Raw genomic sequence first — 18,867 nt, forward strand, 5'->3', positions numbered from 1 at the left:
AAGATGAACGGGTTATTAGAATAGCACTAAAAGCAGGCCCAGAAGCATATTTATTGAAGTCACATCAATCCCAAACATGGCCCAACCAATCAAACGTTAAAAAAGGCTCAACAGTATGGCTGCTGATGTATAAACAATGATCGAACTAGGCAGAGAAACACTAAGGAGGGTTCATATGAAAGCTGTGATTTGCACCAATTACGGACCGCCAGAAGTGCTACAGATGAAAGAGATGGAAAAGCCTAAACCGAAAGACCATGAGGTTTTAATTAAAGTTTTTGCAGCCACAGCACATATTGGCGATACCCGTATTCGAAGAGCTGATCCATTCTTGGTGAGACTTGTATTCGGCATGCTCAAGCCCAGGAAAAATTTAATACTTGGCCTGGAAATATCCGGTGTGATTGAGTCGGTAGGGAAAGACGTACAATCCTTTAAGGAAGGAGACAAGGTCTTTGGGCTTACAGGGTTTTGTGGAGGTTATGCCGAATACATTTGTTTACCTGAAAAAGTGAAAAACGGAACCGGTGAAAAAAAAGGAATGGTTGCAATAAAGCCCAACCATTTATCCTACGAAGAAGCTGCGGTCGTTCCATCGGGAGCACTTACAGCTTTGAAAAATTTGCAAAAAGCAAAAATCAAGCCAGGTCAGAAAATATTGATCAATGGAGCATCCGGCAGCCTAGGGACGTATGCGATTCAACTTGCGAAATACTATGGGGCAGAAGTCACAGCGGTGTGCAGTAAAAGTAATTTTGGATTGGTAGAATCTATAGGAGCGGATAAAGTAATCGATTATACCGAAGAAGACTTTACGCAATCAGAAACTAAATACGATATCGTTTATGATGCCGTAATAAAAGCCAAACCCTCACAATGCCAAAAAATCCTAACACCCAATGGTGTTTTTCTAAACAACAGTCGACTTCCGAAAATGGAAGCAGCCGATTTACTCTTTCTCAAAGAGTTGATCGAGGAAAACAAACTAAAACCGATCATCGATCGAACCTATGCTTTGGATGAAATTGTGGAGGCCCACCGATATGTGGATACCGGGCGTAAGAAAGGCAATGTGGCAATAACGGTCAGATAGAATGAAGGATGTATATAGGAATCAGCTTTACGCTGAGGCCATGTTTTAGGGAAAAAGGTGCTGAAGATCGGCTGAGGAAAAGGTCAATCCCTGCGATACCACAGGGAGCGTAAAGCCACTGATCTATGGGGATGGATCTTATGCAGCATGAAGGGCATCAGGCGCAGTATTACATGCTGCTGCTGGGAGCGTAAAGCCGCTTCCATGTAAATGCAGCGGCTCTGGGGTTAGCTTGCATGGCCAATTGGCGACATGCAGCAGAGAGAAGCGCTACGACTATGCGGTCGTGGCGCTTTTATTGCATGCATCACAGCGTAGTCCTCCGTAATGCTGCTGGTATGATGAGCACCGCGGTTATTAAAACGCGGTGCAACCCTATGAGGTGCTGCACCCATTGTACGCGGCACCTCACCCTGACACGGCTTGCCATTGTATAAGCCGCGCTCCGTTTTACCTTTTACATCACTAAAAGCATCATTTAGGTCTGAGAAAACATCGTGATATAATTAAACCAAAACCGATTAGGGCAGGAGAGCTATAGAAAATGGATGATTTTACTAAGAAGCGCATTCAAAAGATTATGGATAATTACACCCAAAATGCAGTACCCGAGCACGTGAAAAGCCAGATGAAGATAAGTTATAAAATCAGAGGAAATCATGTGACGTTGATTGAAGAAAGGCAAGCCTTTCGAAGCGAGCAATGGGTACAGATGCCGGTAGCACAGTTCAGATTGGATGAGAAGGCATGGAAAGTGTATTGGCAGGACAGTAAAGGCAGATGGCATTTCATCGATGATATCGAACCGAACGAAGATTTTGAAACACAACTCAAGATCGTTGACGAAGGTCATAACGGAATGTTCTGGAATTAATTTTTCGAAAAAAGAGTTGGAGAGTTGAGTAAGATAATTAACATTAAAAGATATGAATGTCAAACTTGAAACCATTGAAGAGACGGATTCATTCTTTAGCTGGCATTCATCTTTAAAGAGAATTTGGAGGCCACAGAATGGACCTGAAGACATACCTGGCAGAGCATTTTCCAAACCTAACATTGGAAAAACCGCCTCTTTTCTATGATTGGGATGTTGCAATACGATTCGAACTTGGCAATCCTCTGATGTTTGGAATGAATACGGAGCATTACATGGAACGAGTTTATTATCGATCACTTGAATTATTTAAGGCTCTTCATAATCAAGAAGATGAAGTCCTATTAATAACTCAAGCTTATTTTGCAGATAAGCCTAAACACAAAGTGAAGAAGTTGAACCTGTATAGGAAATATATCAAGAAGAAAGAGCCGATTAGAGCCTTGAGACTTGAGATACTTTCAGGTTTGGATTGTGAACCGGATGAAATCCCAGACCCAAGGAACAACATGTATAGGTACTGGACTAAATGTAGAGTTGAGGACTTGAAATATAATCAGTTAATCAGAGCTATATGTAATCATGATGTTGGAATTAAGCCAATGATTTATCATAGGGTGTATTTCATTAATATTAGTAAGAAAACGATATTTCATATCTATGATGATAGAGGTTGCGATGTTATTTCAGCATCAAGAGAAGAGCTAATGGATATTTATAAAGAATTTAATGGTTGGATTTTAGATTATGATCGAGCCAGAATTAACAATGTATTTCTAGGATAATGGGGTGGATGATCCAAGATAATTTTCTGATGTTGATCGCGCAGGGATAATGTATTATTTGAAACACAGGTTTGGAAAGAACTTCAAGGGTGTTCAGATGTAAGGAGTTAGGATTATGGATAACAAAGAAAAGAAGTTACTCATTGTTATGATTGTACTTGCTGTAGTTGTATTAGGAGTTATATGGTACCTGAAAGTAGGCTATCTATTAAGGAAACCGGAGATGCCCGAAGCAAATATTGCAATTCAGACTCAAATGGTGGATGGTGGTGCGATCAGTTTACGAAATGCTGATTACACGGAAAATCAAATCAAGGTTGGATATGAAGTGAAAGGGTACAGTTTGGAGGAATATAACATTGCTTGTGAGCTTTATCGTGACGGACATTTGATTTCAACTTCTGGCTCAACAGGTGGAGGTTTGATAGAACTGGACGAAAAGCATTATTACTTCATTGGTTATGAGAATATAACTGAGATGACTTTGCCTGAATCTATACATCTAAACGTGGAGATTAAAGTGATACCCAATGATTTTAGACAAAAATCGATAACTTCATCCTATGACGTAAGCCTAGATAAAGAAGTGCAATAGATAGAAGAGGACTGCTATTACCGGTGATTAAGACAACTGTTAAAGGGATGAGTGTTGTATGATAAAACCTTAATTCAAATGGTACTTCTCCATAACGGAATCACGGAAAGTTTCGTATTTTGATAACGCTTGTGCAGTGGAGGATTGAGGCACACTATATTGAGTTATCCCTTCAAGGCTGAATTTGCCTAAGTTATCATTGATCAATCCATAATTACCAAAGGAATTTTTCATCAAAAAGAGCACACTTTGATCACCCTTCTGCAGTTCTACATAGTCATCAACTGTATATTTGACGTCTCCTTCGAGGCTAACGGGTTCAATGATTGTCAATTCGTTCTGATCTGAAGGGAAATCTTCGGGTTTCTTCAATATCTTTTCAATCTTGATGTTTGTGTTGGTGTGAAAGGATTGCATGGTCCCATCCTCAAATGCAGTAATAACATGCTCTCGATCTCTGAAATCTTCTGTTGCATAACCAATAACGATCAGTTCAGCAAACGCATCCAGCTTATCTATTTCATGAAATATTAAAGAGTTGGCTGAAAGGTTGACGACTTTATGAATGGGCACGTCCGGTTTCGATTGACCATTTACGTAAGCGATTGCACCAGCAGAGATAGCCAATACGAATAAAGAGACTAGAACAACCTTCTTTTTGAAAAAAGACATGATCTCATCCTCTCTGTTAGATTTAGTATATTGAAAGTATTTTGCTTCATTTCTACTATACACATATTTGAAAATTATTGTAAATTGGTTGAGCCAAACTAAAAGTGGTAAAGCGGTGGAACAAACGAGGAGATGGTACGAATGGATCAACAAGAATATGGCCGCTATTTATTATCGATGGGCGGAGAAGATATTGAGCGAGAAGATGATGAACAGGTTGAGGCAGACCATCTCTACGGATTTTTTCAATGGTTTATGCCATCGGGAGCAGGGATTGAACGTGTGTTTGAGCCGATTCCAGAGAGCCAGTGTTTTCTGGACAGAATACGTCTGATCTATGAGATGTTGAATCCAGAGGAATTCGCTGGCGAATATGTGCCGGGTTATTTCAATGGTGGACATGAGGATGCTTCCGTGGAAACGCTCCGTGGTCTAGGGGAAGAACTAATTCAAAGATTGAAGAGTCTGTTCTCCATGGTGCCGGAGGATGATGAACTAGCAGACGTAGCTAAGAAAGCATACGGGGCTTTGGGTTGTGTAAAGGAAGTGGTTGCACTACCACCAGGGGAAATTAGCAAGTTAGAACAAGGACTGATTCAAGGCACGGATGAAGAGGATAGCGAGGTCGTTTACGAAGCACTTGGTGACCTACTTCGCTCACGCAAAGATTACAATGAAGCTATCGAAATATTGAGCGAAGCCTACTATTCCATCGCTTGCGATTATTGGGTAGCCTATTACTTGCAATGGCCCCGTTATCAAGGTTTGCAAGAGGCGGAAAACTGCTTATATCCATACTTTGAGCTATACTGCTATGGCTATAATCTTCATTGGACACAAACGAAGCTATACATTGGTAAACGTTAAAACGTTACGATTGTTTGTATGATTGATATGGTATGAATTGTGGAGGGGACAAAATATGTTTGCTGATCTATTTAACAGACGCGGTATTACTTTACCTGCTACAATCGTTGAGGAGTTAGAAGTTCATCTTCAGAAACAGAAGGATTACAAGTTTTTTCTCCGATTAATGCAGCGCGACGAGATCGTTGAATCATTGGATGACATGGCTGGAATAGAGGTGTACCACAATATGATTCCTTTATGGACAGATGATCATTCGAACTACATAGGCTTACATGTGGAAGGTGCATGCCAGTACAGGATAAGTTATATCAGCCATGAGGAGACGGATATAGCTCCAGCTTATAGAAGTGCAGGCTCATTCATACGTGAACTGGAACGAAATCCTCATCAGGATTGGGATGAATTGAAGAAAGACTATCCCAGCGATATTGAACTTAGTAGAGATCAAATGAATGAAGACTTAAGTTGTATTCATGAATTGAACGATGTAATTGAGTCTGATCCACGATTAAATGAGGATGTTCGTTGTCAGTACATTTATTGCATTATGGCATTAACCCCGCAAAGCCATCTGGATTCTCTGATGAAATATATAGATGATGAAGATATGTATGTTCAAGAGAGAGCATGCCAGATTATGGGGTTCCATCGTTACACGCCGGCTAGAGAAAAATTAGTAGAAGTCTCCAAAAAAGGAATGCATAATGGGAAACTAGCGGCCAAACGAGCATTAGCCAAAATGAGAGAACAACGAAAAGAAAATAAGATAAAATAAATCTAATGATAAGGGTGATAGATATGGAAAAAGGACTCATTATATTTTTGAACGGAACATCAAGTTCGGGGAAAACAAGCATCGCGATGGAAATGAAGAATCAGGGAGACATTCCGTTTCATCATCTATCTGTAGATCAATTTCTGCATAATTATGATCAATTCATCGACACTACATATCCAGATATGAAACCAACAAGAGAAGTGGAACACCATGTGATGACAGATATCCTGTTCGACCCCATCAATTCGTTGTACTGTGCAACCATTAAGCTGTTTTCGGAGATGGGTTTGAATGTCATCGTGGATACGGTCATCAGCAATGACAAGTGGTTTAACGGTTTTTATGATTTACTATCGGATTATCCGATTTTGTTTGTAGGTGTGCAGTGCTCGAAAGAGGAACTCACCAGAAGAGAGCAGAGCAGGGGAGATCGCGAGATTGGACTTGCCCATTCCCAGTTCGACTACATCTACTCTTATGATGAATATGATCTGGAAGTGAATACGGAAGAGCTTAGCTCAGCTGCATGTGCGGAAAAGATATTAAGTTATATGAAGTCTGATCAGGAATACTCGGCATTTAAGAAGTTAAGCAGAAGAGAGGTGAAAACATCGTAAAAGAAATGAATTCAAGACCAAGGCTGGTAAGGTGGTCAAAAAATTGGAGATGGAGGATCAGACCTCAAGACAATGTCTGTATTTTGCAAACAAATTTGGATATGGTTCACTTGAAGTAGTTTATAATCAGCTTAAGGAGCAAGGAGGAGTCGAGCATGATTATTTTCAAAGCAACCCAACTCACATTAAAAGATCTTCATGCCAAACCGGAAACCATCCAAGACAGCAATGCCTTCTTTAGTTGGCATGTAAACTTCTTCACGTTGTATGGCAGAAAACACTATGTGTTTATGAATGATTTGTCCAGGTTAAGCTTAACGATCTATGGGATTAGAGCAAATCAGGCGAGTAAACTGGCAGGAATCTTTAAAAAGAATTTAGAGGACTATTTGGCCGTTGAGAAGCTTCCTGACCATCTGGTGAACTATTATTTGGAAAAATGTAACGAGAGCACGATCACCAAAACGGATAGTCGAAGTGTTATAAGTACCATGAATGAAATCATGCTTGTGATGAAGACGCTTGAAGTTGAAGATAATGATTTTCGTGATAAAGATGAAAGGCATATGTGGAATAATAGATCTATGTATAAACCCATCGACTATAAAGAACCCATTGAGGTATTTGTTAAAGAGCTTCAAACACGGTTTGAAATGGAGAGTTAGAGAAACTGGATTTTCATCGGAGACCTCTGATGCCAGTAGCAGTATAAGATGGATCATTGGTGGGTTATTCCAGCAAACCACATCTGATCAAGTCAGACGTCATGAATACGGTAAAATGAGATCAGGAGATATGTTAAAATTACAGAAAGTAGAACTAACTCAATAACAGGAGGTAGAACACATGAAATGGCAAGAAGTCAGAGAACTGTTCCCTGACCAATTTGTTCTGGTTTCTATCATTCATTATCATGAGGAAGACAACAAAAAAATAGTAGATGAAGTTGCACCAATCCGAACCATATCAGAACGAGATGTAAATAAAGAGTTTTTTCAAGTAGAGCCTGGTAACGTCGTGTATCATACTTCAAATCAAGACTTTGTGATCAATCTTCGCAGAGATCCATTAATGAGAGTGAGACGTAATACGAATGAAAATTAACTATGATGGTCAGTTAATTACAACGTCACTCACCGTTACATTTAGAGGCAGAGTATTAAGAATAGATGATGTAATTATAGATACAGGATCCTCACATACGATCATTAGTCCTGATGTTTTAGAGGAAATCGGTGTGACCTATGAAACCGGCGATTCGATATATGAAGCATACGGGATTGGAGAAGTATTCCTTTCTACACCAAAGTCATGGACAGGATTGAAATAGGAACAAAAAGCATTGGGAATATAGAAATAGATGTAGGTATATTAGCTAAAGAACATAAAGGGCTTCTCGGATTGGATATTCTGAAACAACAAAATTTTATAATTGATCTGAAAACATTAGAATTACATTATTGAAAATAAAATTGTAGTAATGAATGAGGCCTATTTATAGTGCGTTTCGGGTAATAAGATACATATACAAGTGGTTTTTACCTAACAAATTTTGTTAGGTTTTTTATTCTAGAGCCTACGCGCTTTTCAACAGTTGAATTATGCTCTTATCCCATTACTCCAATCCGTAACCAACACTAAACATAAGCACTATTCGCTGCCATGAAACCGATTGTCCGTTCTCCAGTTTGAGCACAAGAAGCATGGTTTATTTTCTCCAAGGAGCTATTGTCTTTCTCCGCACCATGTCGCATTAGTCCGGCTCAAATGTCGCAAAAGTACATGGTAGCGCAATGCAGAGATCGTTTATACTCTCTTTATGTTTCGATAATGAAAATCATTATCAGTATTATACATAAGGGGGATTCATCATGAATCAAGGAACAAAGGGGCAGGCTGCCGGAAGCAAGGCATATGCTGCTCACAAATCACGATTATTCATGGGCTTGATGTTAGCCCTTATTCTTGTCCTGACGGCTTGCGGTGCCGGAGCAGGTACAGATAGCGGTAATCAGCCTGCGGCAACGCCAACGGAAACGCCTTCGAATACAGAATCACAGACTGCCGGAGCTTTCCCTGTTACGATCACGCACATGAAGGGTGAGCTGACGCTAAACGAAAAACCACAGAAAATTGCAGTGCTTGATGTTAAGTTTCTGGATCAAATGTTAGCCGTTGGTGAGAAGCCAGCAGGAAGTGTTATTGCAGGAGGGAATACCGATTTTCCAGAATATTTAGGAGACCAACCGAATGGCGTAGAAGTTCTGGGTACACGGGACGAGCCTAACCTGGAAGCGATTGTAGCACTCGACCCAGATCTGATCATCATGACCGACTTTCAAGAGAAGCAATATGAGGGTGTAAGTAAAATTGCTCCTACCCTGGTACTCGATTTCTACGAAGACTGGCGGGATACGTTAGCTACAGTGGCTAAGATTACAGACAAGCAGGACGAGGCAGAGAAAGTGCGTACAGCGTATGAAGAGAAAATCGCCGGGCTGAAGACAAAATTGTCAGAGAAGCTGGGTGATGAAACGGTGGCGATCATTCGTCCACGAAAAGAAGGAATTCGTGTTCACGGTATTGAGCACCGCATTGGCGGTATTATGTACAATGACTTGGGGCTGAAGATGCCTGCTTTGGTACAGGAGATTAATGAAGATGGTTCCGTTGAAATCTCGATGGAGAAGGTTCCTGACATTGGGGCAGATCGTTATTTTGTGCTGTCGGATGAGCTGTTTGCGGCAGAGGCAGAGGCGATGGTGAGTAATCCAGTGTGGAAGTCTCTTGATGCTGTGAAAAATAACCGCACGTATGACGTAAACTCAACACTTTGGATTGCATACTATGGTCCGCTTGCGATTAATCTTATTGTAGATCAGGCATCGGAAGCCCTGCTCGGATCGAATTAATATGACCCATTATCTCTCGACAGACTTATGGAAAGAGACAGTGGAGGATTATTCAATCTTGCTCGGTGAGCCGCCTGAACGTAGTGTCCGTACCATTGCTCTAAGTGAGCTGCATGACGAAGCGGCATGCCGAGAGTATATCGGTTGGTTTCAGGAGTATATCGATGCGCCTGACATGAAGGTTGCCGCTTCGATGTTAGCCAAGCGAATTGGTTATCTGTGGACGGCTCCACTGGTGACCGCGATGACTTTTCATCATCAGCATGTCTCGTTTCAGCTGGAGAACAGCTTTCTCTATCATCCGGCGCTCTCAGATCATGAGGGCGGTACACGATTTCCTTTTCTAGCGGTGAATGGGCTTCAGGCTGAAGGATTATCGGGAGACAGGGCAGTGTGGCGGGAAAAGGTAGTCGAGGAGATGTTTGCGGTACAGCTTACACCCCTGTTAAAGACGCTTGCTGCGATTGCGCCACTTTCGATGAGTATTCTCTGGGAGAATATCATGGTACGTATCGGCCGACTATTCGCTCCTGATGAAGCCGAGACTGAGCAGGAAAGTAAGATCATTCGAGAGGACTTTTCATATCTGACGCAGGTGGCATCCGGGGAAGTGTTTGGTGAGAGGAAGAATCCGTTAACCCGCTTCACCGATTGTAAGGACAATGTGCATGTTGCCAAAAGCGAGCGAATTACCTGTTGTTTCTATTACCAGATGTCAGGCGAATATTGTCTCAAATGTCCGAAAATTGACAATGAGAAAGAATCTCAACTAAAATGACAACAGCAACAACTTTACCTTTGCTATTGTCAGGAGATGAGAGAAATGCCGCTGCAAGAACAGACAAGTCTATGGAGTGATACGGCGATCAAGATGCTTGATGGGTATAGCGGTACTTTGCAGACAGGCAGCGTTTTACACGAAACGGATTTAACTTCAAATGTGCTGCTGCTGGCATATGGAGGGGAAGGGGAGCTTGCAATGAATGGCGAGGATAGCCACATTGGAGCTTCTTTTGCCTGTCATGTGGTGAAGGGATCATCCTTTACGCTGACGGCCAGATCAGAGGACATTCATTATATTGTTATTATGTACAAGGCTTCTTCCATAGAGGGAGCCTCTCTTGTTGTGCCTTCATATCGCAAGCATCCGCTGCGCAGGTCATTTGTTCAAAACTCGGTAGCCCATGCGGAATGGATCGAAAATGCCGAAAAAATCGTTGCCAAATGGCGCCGCGGTGAAGGACTGGAACGTTTTTATGCCAACGCTTTGCTCCAAGGAATGATCTACGAGCTGATCATGGAGTATGAACGTGGTCAAGGGGGAGCGGAGTCCGACATGGTGGATGTAGTCGCTTCTTATATCACATCGCACTATCGTCAAAACTTGGAGCTAAAAGAGCTGGCAGCCCTGGCGGGCTGTAGTGTAAGACAACTGCAACGACGATTCAAACAAGAGAAGCAGCTTGGACCGATGGAATACGTCATTCAGCTGCGTATGGAAAGTGCCTCACGCATGCTATGTCACACGGATGCCTCCATCGGTGAAATTGCGGACAAAATGGGCTATCGCGATATGTATTACTTCAGCAGAGCATTTAAAAAATATCATGGCGTCCCACCGCTACATTACCGGCATGCCGCCGCTTCGAGAAGAGATGCAGACTATGCGAATGCTTTGCTGCAAAATCGTACAGCTTCTTCCTATGAATCAGCCGAAGGCCCGGTCATCTGCCATATGCGCGGGGAGTACACCGTCACCGAAATACCACAGCGTATCGCTGTCCTCGATGTGCAATATGCTGATCATTTGCTTGCACTGGGCTTGTCTCCGGTAGGAAGTGTCGGACTAGGAAGTACCGTGTTAACGTTCCCTCCATCACTCCGGGCAGGACTCCAGCATACAGCATTACTTGGTACGTATGAATACCCCGATCTCCCGGCAGTAGAGCGACTTGCGCCGGATCTGATTATTTGCACCGAGGTGCATGATCAGCATCATGAACGGTTAAGCCAGATCGCTCCAGTGCTCATGTTCAAGCGTAATGAAAACTGGCAGACCATCCTGAGTCTATTCGGTGAACTGACAGGCAAGCGAGCAGAGGCCAAGCAGATTATCGCGGATTATCATCGCCGAACAGCTTTGCTGTTCGAAGAACTGGCTACGGTACTGGCTGGTAAAAGCGTGGCCCTGATCCGTCCACTCGATTCCCTCGTGCGCGTCCATTCTGCTGCTCATCGCACAGGCGCTGTGCTGTACCGGGATCTGGGTCTGCCCGTTCCGTTATTTGTTGCAGACACCACCGACACGGCCTATCATATCTCGGTTGAGAGATTACCTGCAGTACAAGCTAGCCACTACTTTTTGCTGAGTAATGAGTTTATGCAGGATGGTATATCTGCGACAGAGCAACGTGTCAGGGGGATGCTTGATGGGGGTGAGGAACAGCACATACATTCTGTTGATGCTGCAACATGGATCGGCTGTTATGGGCCGATAGGTGTTAACGGGATTGTGGATCAGATTGAACAGGCGTTGTTGGCTTGATAGGTGGTTGCCGGCGCTAGCCCGTTTGCAGCGAAAGACAGTACGCTCTACCTTTTTTAAAGTTGATAGATTCCAGTGTATCGGAAGGTCTTCGGATTCCCTATGGGATGAAGAAGGACCCTTTTGTTTTATTACTATAACGAAAGGTTCCACTGCATACTCGCGTCCTGTACAACCCTACATATATTCAGCGTATTCAAAGCCCATTGGATCGATTGGATAAGGGGTTGAGAAAACTAATAAATCTCCCTTATTCGCCAATTTCCTTTCGTAATTGTAACAATATGGGTTATCATATACGTAGTTCAGGCACTAGTAGGAGGTGATTCAATGAAAAAAAATATAGCAATAATCATACTAATGGTTGGATTGGTAATAAGCATGTACTTCAACTATCAATTCAAAGCGTACAAAGACAATCAGGAAGTTGAATACACGGTTAAACTAAATCATGGAACTGAAATTGGTATAAAAGAATCAATCTATAATTTAGATAATGTGATAAAAAGCTTAGAGGACGACTCTTCCAAGGAAACAGCCATACATGCCTTAGGAAATGTTGCGGTATCTTTGAAAGTTGGTGAAGAATCATTCGTCTTTCTGAAATCCGACTTCAGGGAAGATCAATTATCATCAACTTATTTAATCTATAATGTGTTTAGAGATATGTATACGCATATAAGGGTAGAAATCATAGGCGAAATTTTATCGAATAAGGTATCGCTAGAAAAAGAATCGAGAAATCAACTGATTAAGGATATAGGAGTGCTTAAACAAGATTTGGAGTATATTGATAGTCAATTTAACGAGGATATTCTGAAAGAACAAAGTCCTAAGTGGATTGAAAACAAATGGAAAGAGTTAATTGGAGAGATTGTAAATAGAAATACGGATTATAAGTTATATGAAAGAATGAAAATGAAATACAATCTATAAGTATTTTGTGAAAGGTAATGAGATCTAAATAACAGCATATCTACGCTGCGTTGCTTCCACTTCTTGGTCTGCCGAGGGTATTCGAAGAAGTGGAGTCAGCAGGTACCCCTGCGCTACCTTACTGAATTGCGGCAAGTCGCTGGACTCTTCGAGGTAGTGAGGGTTTGTAAATACAAGAACACCTTGCGAGATTATCAATAAAACTTTTTGGGGAGAACTGATGAAACCATTACAAATTATCAAAATGCCTCCATACTTTAAGATTCTAAATTGTAATATCACCGAGGTTCTAGATGGATTATTAATAGAAGATAATTCTATTTTATTTTTAGACATTTACCATGAAGAAGATCTCGATACCTACTTATCTAAAAATAAAGTATTAAAGTTAGATAATGTGATACAAATAATCGATAACTCCAATAAGATGAGTTTTATACCATATATCAAATCCAAGAAAGATTTTAATCAATATAGGTATCAAGACTGGGACTTTTCTTGTATTGTCTTTGATAAAAATTTAAAGAGTCTTTTCTACATAAGAGGGATAGAGGACGCAGGAGAGAACGGAATTAGAATAAAAGAAATGGAGCCAAACTTATATAATAAATATTTTTTAAATTATCAAGAATAGGAAGTAACTCTTACGCAGACGAGAGTTGCATATGAAGTAATTTAAAGAGATATTGATAGATTATATGGTATAACGATGCAGTTACTGCTGACTCACTAAGTGAAGTGAAAGACTATAAGGAGGGACATAATGAAGCTCTTTCGTGGAAAAGAAGCCTTAATTCAAGGTACTGACCTTATACAACCTTCAATATATACGCCTCTTGGAACAATTGAATTTTCACTTGCTGCCTCTGGCGAATGTTATCTTCCTACTCACTGTTCTCAGCTCAAACATGGCGGATCACTATACCAGTATTACTACGACTCGTTTGATTGCGAGTTAGTGCTCTGTAATCTGAACCATAATCTTTTTTCACCTCAGGAAGTAGAGGAATGCTGGGGAGCCGTATTTAGAATCAAACCCAATGCATATCATCAGATAAGCACTTGTAGCTTTTCTGCTTTGTGGAAAGAGGGATACAGCTGGGAAGATTACGGATCTGACACGGGAGAAAATCTTGAAGCTGTCGAATATGAGAATGAACAGTACCGCTTACACATAGGAACCCAAGAAGAACCACTGATAATGGGAAAAAGAAACCAAGGTGATATGATTCCTAAATCTCTTGCTTTGAACTCTGCTTTTGAGAAGTATAGTTTTGTCTTACATTCTGATCAAGGCATTGAAGTATCTATGACAGAGATTGATTCCCACCAGATATGCCAAGTACATTTTTTAATAGCGTGGAAGAGAAAAATAAAAGAGGATATTTCTACTTGGTTAGCTGTAGACCAGCCTACGAAAGAAATCTTAAAGGGAGAAGATATTTGGTAAACTATAAACGAAAATAGTATATAAAGAACAAGAGATACATCCTTGATCAAGTAGTGGGAGAAGTGTGGTACTTTACCTATATATATAGGATAAATTTTGATATACGTCTAAGGTAGAAGGAGAGAATGTAAATGAACAACATAAACTCTCATAATTGCAACCTAAATATAAGGTATGACCTGCCTGATGAGGTGTGGGCTAAAGTTTCTAAAGTATATGAGCGCATGCCAGGGTGGATTGGTTATAAAAGTGGAATTCCATATTGGTTTGGAACTGAAGAGGATGATGTCTTCATTGAAGCATCCGTTGAGCCTAGTGGATTATCATTTTATGCACAGATGAATAACGATGATTGGACTTCTTGGATAGAAACGTTCAAATTAGAAGCGTCAAAAGTATTAGGTTTTGATGTTGGTGAACCCGAAGATGGATATATGTGATGAAAAAGGAGGATGAACAGGTGAATGAATATGGTGCATTACTTGAGTCAAACGGTCGTTATGCTTTGAGGTTTGAACGATTTCTTCATCAAAATCCAGAAGATGTTTTCCTTGTGATCACGAAGCCTAGTTCCTTCGCCCAATGGTACCCTTTCGCAACAGGAGAGATGGATCTGAGAATTGGTGGCAGGATTGCCTTCGATGATGGTGAAGGAACGACATATGAGGGAAGCATTACAGAGTTAGAAAAGCCATATGTTTTTGGTTTCCGTGAAGTTGATGATCTGATTAACATTTCATTGCAGAAAGAAGATAAAGGGTGTCGAATGATCTTTACCCATACGTTTAACGATAATTCATGGGCAGTGAATACCGCTGCAGGATGGCATAGATGTCTGGATGTATTGGTTCAAATTATCAATGGTACAACCATTCAGTGGCACGATAACTCCACTAAGCTGCGTGAAATCTATAGTGAAGCATTTAATATGGAAGGTTAACAGAATAAAAAAAGTTATTCCATTATACAACACCCCACCTATACGTAGTTCAGATATAATGCAGGATGTGTGGTTGTATGGAGGGAGATTATTCTAGATGATTCGAAATACAGTAAGAGCATTGATTATCAAGAATGACAATCTTCTATTAATAAAGAAAAGGAGAGCAAATATAGGTATTTATTATGTACTGCCTGGAGGAGCTCAAGAAGAGAACGAAACATTGGAACAGGCTTTAAGTCGCGAGTGTATGGAAGAACTGGGTATTGAAATATGGAGTAGTAGGTTAGTTTGTGTAAGAGAATACATGTCGCGCAATCATGAATACTCTTTCATAATGAAGGAAGTTCATTCTATTGATTTTATTTATGAGTGCAGCACTCAATTCCTAAATAATGAATTAAGAAGCCTACAAGCTGATGTTGGACAGGTTGGGATTGAATGGTTACCCATTAATGAAATTAAGAGGACAGTGTATAGGCTAGAAGAATCTTTAGAACATTATAAATTTCCTAGAACAACCAATGAATTCTTTAAAGAATATTTTTCGGATCAAGTAATAAAACCATATTCTAGCGTAATATTTGAAAGTAGTCTATAGAAGACATCACCATCTCATAACACCATATTCACGCATCGGACATTTTCCCTTGGTCGCCAGGAGGGATTTCGGGGAAGCTGAATCAGGCGGACAACTCTGTACTGGCTAAGTCCGTCTGATCCGCGCTTACGCGCTTAAGCCAGTGAGGGTTCGTGAATACACAACGTTTACGTGAAATGCCGGAAATCACTTATTTAAGAGGGGGAAGCTATGCAGCAAGTGGATCTAACCAAAACTCTTGAAGAGCTAGAAGACGATAGGTGGGATGAACCGAACTTTGCTTCTCGATTAGTTCTCCGAGCAAATGAATTAAGAAAGAAACCTCTCTGTGAATTGAATAATGAGGATTTAAGGCTTTTGATCGGGCAACAAATGAGTCTAGATCTTCTTTTACCTCTAGCTTTGGAGAAATTAGTGGAGAACCCATTAAGATCAGGAGATTTGTACATGGGGGATTTATTTTGTTCGGTGCTCAAGGTAGGGCAAAAATATTGGGAAGAACATAGAGAACTGAAGAACGAATTAGATGAAGTAATTAGAACATATGAAGAGGCGAGAAAGACATTAGAAGAGTACATAAATAAATACAGAAGTGATCCTTTGTAAGGATGTTCAAGTATGTTTGCTTCAACCAGCATATGGAACTTTATCGTTCCATCTTAAAGGAAATATCCAAAACATCTTGAAAAGGAGATATCGAATGATTGAGCAATTCTCAAGAAGTGGAAAACTTCAAATCTTATTAAAGACAATAGGAACAGATCCCAAAAAGTACCTTGATGAAGAGATCATTCAGTATGTAGAGAGATTCCAACCAAGTCAAAATTGTGAGGGGGCCACTAAAGGATACTTCTCTATTATTTCGCATATATGTTATTACAGACCTGATCTTGAACATCCGCTGATGAAAATTGCATTAAGACCTCTGTATTACTTAGGAGTTGAAGATGCGAGTGATGCAATTAAGTGGGTGCAATTTTATGTAAGCGATATAAGCAATTATTATTATACATCCAAGCAAGGAGACGTATGGATTAAAGAGAGTTTAAATAGTAAGCAAAATATCGCAGAAAAGATTTTTAAAGAAATAGATCAGGAAGATAATGCTGAGTAGAGAGCTTGGGAATTCAGCGGACACCTCCGACAACGTCGAACGTCGTGAATACGTAAACGTAACAGGAAATTAACAAGTCAAAAAAAAATAATGATAACTTGCGAGGCATTATGAAATTAATAAAATTAAAGCGCAGTAAAACTGAAGAAGATATAAGAAGAGAATTAGTAGGATCGCATGAGTCATTATTTAATGATGAAATAAGATCAGGATTGTTTTCAGTTATCAAGAGGTTTTTTCCACAAATGGAAACTGCCTATATCTTATTTTGGACACCTGAACAAGGGGAAGACATATTTTCGTTGCTGATTAATAACGATACAATTGCAAAAGTAGAAATTGATCGTTACGACCCTAATATTGAACCTATAATTGAAAGCAAACAGCTAGACAATGTCTATTTAAAAGGACTTAGGAAATATTCACAGATTAGATTAGCGATTGCACTTGAACTTGCAAATATGGATCTGCAAGATGAAGAAAAAAATTAAAGGAGTTTCCAAATTGAAGAATCCAAAGCGTTCAATAATTTTAATATTTCTTTTAATGATACTAGCCCTAAGTGGTTGTATTTCAAGCAGTGTAAAGACGGATGAAATTGTTGAGGATGGGTTGAACATAAACTCAATTTCATTTGGACTGGGAGAGAGCGAAGAAGATGCAGGTATTACAGTCGTAACATACAATTTCAATCTACGGAATAGAACCAATAAATCAATAATCCTAAAAACAGTTGAACCGATCATAAGTAAGGAGATTCAGGAGCGATTGATCGATAGAAACATTAAATTGGACATAAATGAGAAAATTGATGGTGATACTTCGGAAGCACTGACAGGTACTTTTAAATTAGATACAAAAGGGCTTGATAAAGAAGGAATAATTAAGTTAAACATTAATGTTAAAGAATTTAATATAGCATTTGAACAAGTCATAGGAATAAACGAACCTTAAGGCTCATCAATATCGGATAACAAAGTGTTAATGATGAGGGATAGGCTTCCTTTTTGCTGTAAATAGTGGTGTTTTCCTTAAAGGAGGATTTTAAATAATGAGAAAACGGCATTCTATTGATAAAGCGGAATGGTCAGAAACAAGAGAGACCCGGTATCACAAAGACTGCAAGGATATTGTATTTGAATTTGGCGATAGACTCATTGAAGTGGATGGCACGGTTTATTTGAAACGAAAAGAAGTCGAGATTAAGGTAATAAAACCTCTTAAACGAAAAACATTTTGGTATGAAACATGGCTAAAGATCAAAGAAATCTACAATACATAGTCTAATATAAATTCAACATGATCGCTTAAGAGCCAGTGAAGGTTGATTAATCATTTGGTGAGTGATATTTGGAGGTAATTGAATGACGATAATTTGTCTCGAAGGTGCCAGTTCTGTAGGTGAAAGTACCACTTGTCAGCAGTTCGCTACACAGTATGATGCATTTATTGTTCCAGAAACAGGGTTCCTTTTTGAATCTCCTCAACTTGAAGGTAAGGAACTTATGATGTGGTTGCTGGAGAGACAAATCGATAGATGGCATATAGCATATGAGAAGAATCGACAACATGAGTATGTGATTTTGGATGGCGATGTATTTAAAATTTGGTACAGCTGGATATATGGTTATGAGCACCTATCTTTAGATGAAACAGCGAACTTTTTTAGAAAGAAATTATTGGAGAATGAAATATCATTACCGGATGCTTATGTACTATTCTGGGCTGAAGAAGATGAGCTGCGCAAGCGAAAGGAGATGGATCAGACAAGATCTAGAAGAAATTTTGATAAACATCTACGCATGATTGAACCTCAAATGAGATACTTCCATTATCTTAATGAACTAGTACCAGGATATGTGGGGATTCATAAAGCAGAGACTGTAGCAGATAATATACATCATATTGTAAAGCATAGCGAGACATTACCGGACATAAAAAAACGCGAGAGCGAGATCTTTGATAGAGTAATTGATTTTTACAAGAGTACAACTCCTTAATCTTAGTGTGGCTTTTGATATCAGATCTCACAGCTACTCTAGCTGTGTCTTGGAACTGAACAAATACTGCGAACCAAGGAAAAAG

General features: G+C 40.0%; 26 protein-coding genes. 25 read left to right on the forward strand and 1 reads right to left on the reverse strand.

Annotation, left to right across the window (positions count from 1 at the left end):
- Positions 1 to 175 precede the first annotated feature (175 nt).
- The 4 genes from ACE04G_RS12755 (at position 176) to ACE04G_RS12770 (ending at position 3,347) form a co-directional block, all read left to right on the forward strand.
- Positions 176 to 1,093 carry an NAD(P)-dependent alcohol dehydrogenase gene (locus ACE04G_RS12755; protein WP_221822520.1) on the forward strand — a complete coding sequence of 306 codons (918 nt, stop codon included), beginning with the start codon at positions 176 to 178 and terminating at the stop codon, positions 1,091 to 1,093.
- Positions 1,094 to 1,637: 544 nt separating this feature from the next.
- Complete coding sequence (locus tag ACE04G_RS12760) at positions 1,638 to 1,967, forward strand: DUF3024 domain-containing protein (protein WP_260632869.1); 330 nt, start codon at positions 1,638 to 1,640, stop codon at positions 1,965 to 1,967.
- Positions 1,968 to 2,104: 137 nt separating this feature from the next.
- Positions 2,105 to 2,752 (forward strand): DUF3885 domain-containing protein, encoded by a 648-nt coding sequence (locus ACE04G_RS12765; protein ID WP_449004234.1) that lies wholly within the window; start codon positions 2,105 to 2,107, stop codon positions 2,750 to 2,752.
- Between the two features lie 115 nt (positions 2,753 to 2,867).
- Positions 2,868 to 3,347 (forward strand): hypothetical protein, encoded by a 480-nt coding sequence (locus ACE04G_RS12770; protein ID WP_221822523.1) that lies wholly within the window; start codon positions 2,868 to 2,870, stop codon positions 3,345 to 3,347.
- 69 nt (positions 3,348 to 3,416) lie between these two features.
- Here ACE04G_RS12770 and ACE04G_RS12775 read toward each other — a convergent pair whose 3' ends face one another.
- Positions 3,417 to 4,019, reverse strand: coding sequence for a hypothetical protein (locus ACE04G_RS12775; RefSeq protein WP_449004233.1), 603 nt, complete (start codon positions 4,017 to 4,019; stop codon positions 3,417 to 3,419).
- 141 nt (positions 4,020 to 4,160) lie between these two features.
- Here ACE04G_RS12775 and ACE04G_RS12780 point away from each other — a divergent pair, with 141 nt between their 5' ends.
- The 21 genes from ACE04G_RS12780 to ACE04G_RS12880 all read left to right on the forward strand — a co-directional run bounded on the left by ACE04G_RS12780 (position 4,161) and on the right by ACE04G_RS12880 (position 18,782).
- Entirely contained in the window at positions 4,161 to 4,886 is a 726-nt protein-coding gene (locus ACE04G_RS12780; protein WP_449004232.1) for a hypothetical protein, read from the forward strand.
- A 55-nt stretch (positions 4,887 to 4,941) separates the two neighbouring features.
- Complete coding sequence (locus tag ACE04G_RS12785; RefSeq protein ID WP_150366424.1) at positions 4,942 to 5,664, forward strand: HEAT repeat domain-containing protein; 723 nt, start codon at positions 4,942 to 4,944, stop codon at positions 5,662 to 5,664.
- Positions 5,665 to 5,687: 23 nt separating this feature from the next.
- A complete protein-coding gene (locus ACE04G_RS12790) occupies positions 5,688 to 6,284 on the forward strand; it encodes a chloramphenicol phosphotransferase CPT family protein (RefSeq protein ID WP_449004231.1) in 597 nt (198 codons plus the stop codon).
- Between the two features lie 155 nt (positions 6,285 to 6,439).
- The gene (locus ACE04G_RS12795; RefSeq protein WP_336766241.1) at positions 6,440 to 6,949 is read left to right on the forward strand and encodes a DUF6933 domain-containing protein; all 510 of its coding nucleotides are present in this window, start codon (positions 6,440 to 6,442) and stop codon (positions 6,947 to 6,949) included.
- Between the two features lie 181 nt (positions 6,950 to 7,130).
- Complete coding sequence (locus ACE04G_RS12800; protein ID WP_036669338.1) at positions 7,131 to 7,388, forward strand: hypothetical protein; 258 nt, start codon at positions 7,131 to 7,133, stop codon at positions 7,386 to 7,388.
- A complete protein-coding gene (locus ACE04G_RS12805) occupies positions 7,378 to 7,614 on the forward strand; it encodes an aspartyl protease family protein (RefSeq protein WP_336766243.1) in 237 nt (78 codons plus the stop codon). The genes ACE04G_RS12800 and ACE04G_RS12805 overlap by 11 nt, the downstream gene beginning before the upstream one ends.
- Before the next feature lie 541 nt (positions 7,615 to 8,155).
- Positions 8,156 to 9,196 carry an ABC transporter substrate-binding protein gene (locus tag ACE04G_RS12810; protein WP_449004229.1) on the forward strand — a complete coding sequence of 347 codons (1,041 nt, stop codon included), beginning with the start codon at positions 8,156 to 8,158 and terminating at the stop codon, positions 9,194 to 9,196.
- 1 nt (position 9,197) lies between these two features.
- The gene (locus tag ACE04G_RS12815; RefSeq protein WP_449004228.1) at positions 9,198 to 9,974 is read left to right on the forward strand and encodes an IucA/IucC family C-terminal-domain containing protein; all 777 of its coding nucleotides are present in this window, start codon (positions 9,198 to 9,200) and stop codon (positions 9,972 to 9,974) included.
- Positions 9,975 to 10,019: 45 nt separating this feature from the next.
- Positions 10,020 to 11,741, forward strand: coding sequence for a helix-turn-helix domain-containing protein (locus ACE04G_RS12820; RefSeq protein WP_449004227.1), 1,722 nt, complete (start codon positions 10,020 to 10,022; stop codon positions 11,739 to 11,741).
- Positions 11,742 to 12,071: 330 nt separating this feature from the next.
- Positions 12,072 to 12,677, forward strand: coding sequence for an oxidoreductase (locus ACE04G_RS12825; protein ID WP_449004226.1), 606 nt, complete (start codon positions 12,072 to 12,074; stop codon positions 12,675 to 12,677).
- A gap of 220 nt (positions 12,678 to 12,897) precedes the next feature.
- The gene (locus tag ACE04G_RS12830) at positions 12,898 to 13,311 is read left to right on the forward strand and encodes a hypothetical protein (protein ID WP_336766250.1); all 414 of its coding nucleotides are present in this window, start codon (positions 12,898 to 12,900) and stop codon (positions 13,309 to 13,311) included.
- A 129-nt stretch (positions 13,312 to 13,440) separates the two neighbouring features.
- Positions 13,441 to 14,127: a hypothetical protein gene (locus tag ACE04G_RS12835; RefSeq protein ID WP_449004225.1), complete on the forward strand. Its 687-nt coding sequence runs from the start codon at positions 13,441 to 13,443 to the stop codon at positions 14,125 to 14,127.
- Positions 14,128 to 14,258: 131 nt separating this feature from the next.
- Positions 14,259 to 14,567: a hypothetical protein gene (locus ACE04G_RS12840; protein WP_336766254.1), complete on the forward strand. Its 309-nt coding sequence runs from the start codon at positions 14,259 to 14,261 to the stop codon at positions 14,565 to 14,567.
- A 20-nt stretch (positions 14,568 to 14,587) separates the two neighbouring features.
- Positions 14,588 to 15,067, forward strand: coding sequence for an SRPBCC family protein (locus ACE04G_RS12845; protein ID WP_336766256.1), 480 nt, complete (start codon positions 14,588 to 14,590; stop codon positions 15,065 to 15,067).
- 97 nt (positions 15,068 to 15,164) lie between these two features.
- Positions 15,165 to 15,668, forward strand: coding sequence for an NUDIX domain-containing protein (locus tag ACE04G_RS12850; protein WP_336766257.1), 504 nt, complete (start codon positions 15,165 to 15,167; stop codon positions 15,666 to 15,668).
- A 210-nt stretch (positions 15,669 to 15,878) separates the two neighbouring features.
- The gene (locus ACE04G_RS12855) at positions 15,879 to 16,274 is read left to right on the forward strand and encodes a contact-dependent growth inhibition system immunity protein (RefSeq protein ID WP_336766258.1); all 396 of its coding nucleotides are present in this window, start codon (positions 15,879 to 15,881) and stop codon (positions 16,272 to 16,274) included.
- 94 nt (positions 16,275 to 16,368) lie between these two features.
- Positions 16,369 to 16,782: a hypothetical protein gene (locus ACE04G_RS12860; protein WP_336766260.1), complete on the forward strand. Its 414-nt coding sequence runs from the start codon at positions 16,369 to 16,371 to the stop codon at positions 16,780 to 16,782.
- A 110-nt stretch (positions 16,783 to 16,892) separates the two neighbouring features.
- Positions 16,893 to 17,273 carry a hypothetical protein gene (locus ACE04G_RS12865; protein ID WP_336766261.1) on the forward strand — a complete coding sequence of 127 codons (381 nt, stop codon included), beginning with the start codon at positions 16,893 to 16,895 and terminating at the stop codon, positions 17,271 to 17,273.
- Positions 17,257 to 17,736 (forward strand): hypothetical protein, encoded by a 480-nt coding sequence (locus tag ACE04G_RS12870; protein WP_449004223.1) that lies wholly within the window; start codon positions 17,257 to 17,259, stop codon positions 17,734 to 17,736. The genes ACE04G_RS12865 and ACE04G_RS12870 overlap by 17 nt, the downstream gene beginning before the upstream one ends.
- A 97-nt stretch (positions 17,737 to 17,833) precedes the next feature.
- A complete protein-coding gene (locus tag ACE04G_RS12875; RefSeq protein ID WP_449004222.1) occupies positions 17,834 to 18,064 on the forward strand; it encodes a hypothetical protein in 231 nt (76 codons plus the stop codon).
- Between the two features lie 82 nt (positions 18,065 to 18,146).
- The gene (locus ACE04G_RS12880) at positions 18,147 to 18,782 is read left to right on the forward strand and encodes a chloramphenicol acetyltransferase (protein ID WP_449004221.1); all 636 of its coding nucleotides are present in this window, start codon (positions 18,147 to 18,149) and stop codon (positions 18,780 to 18,782) included.
- The last annotated feature ends 85 nt before the right edge of the window (positions 18,783 to 18,867 follow it).

The organism is Paenibacillus sp. AGC31 (genome assembly GCF_057334655.1).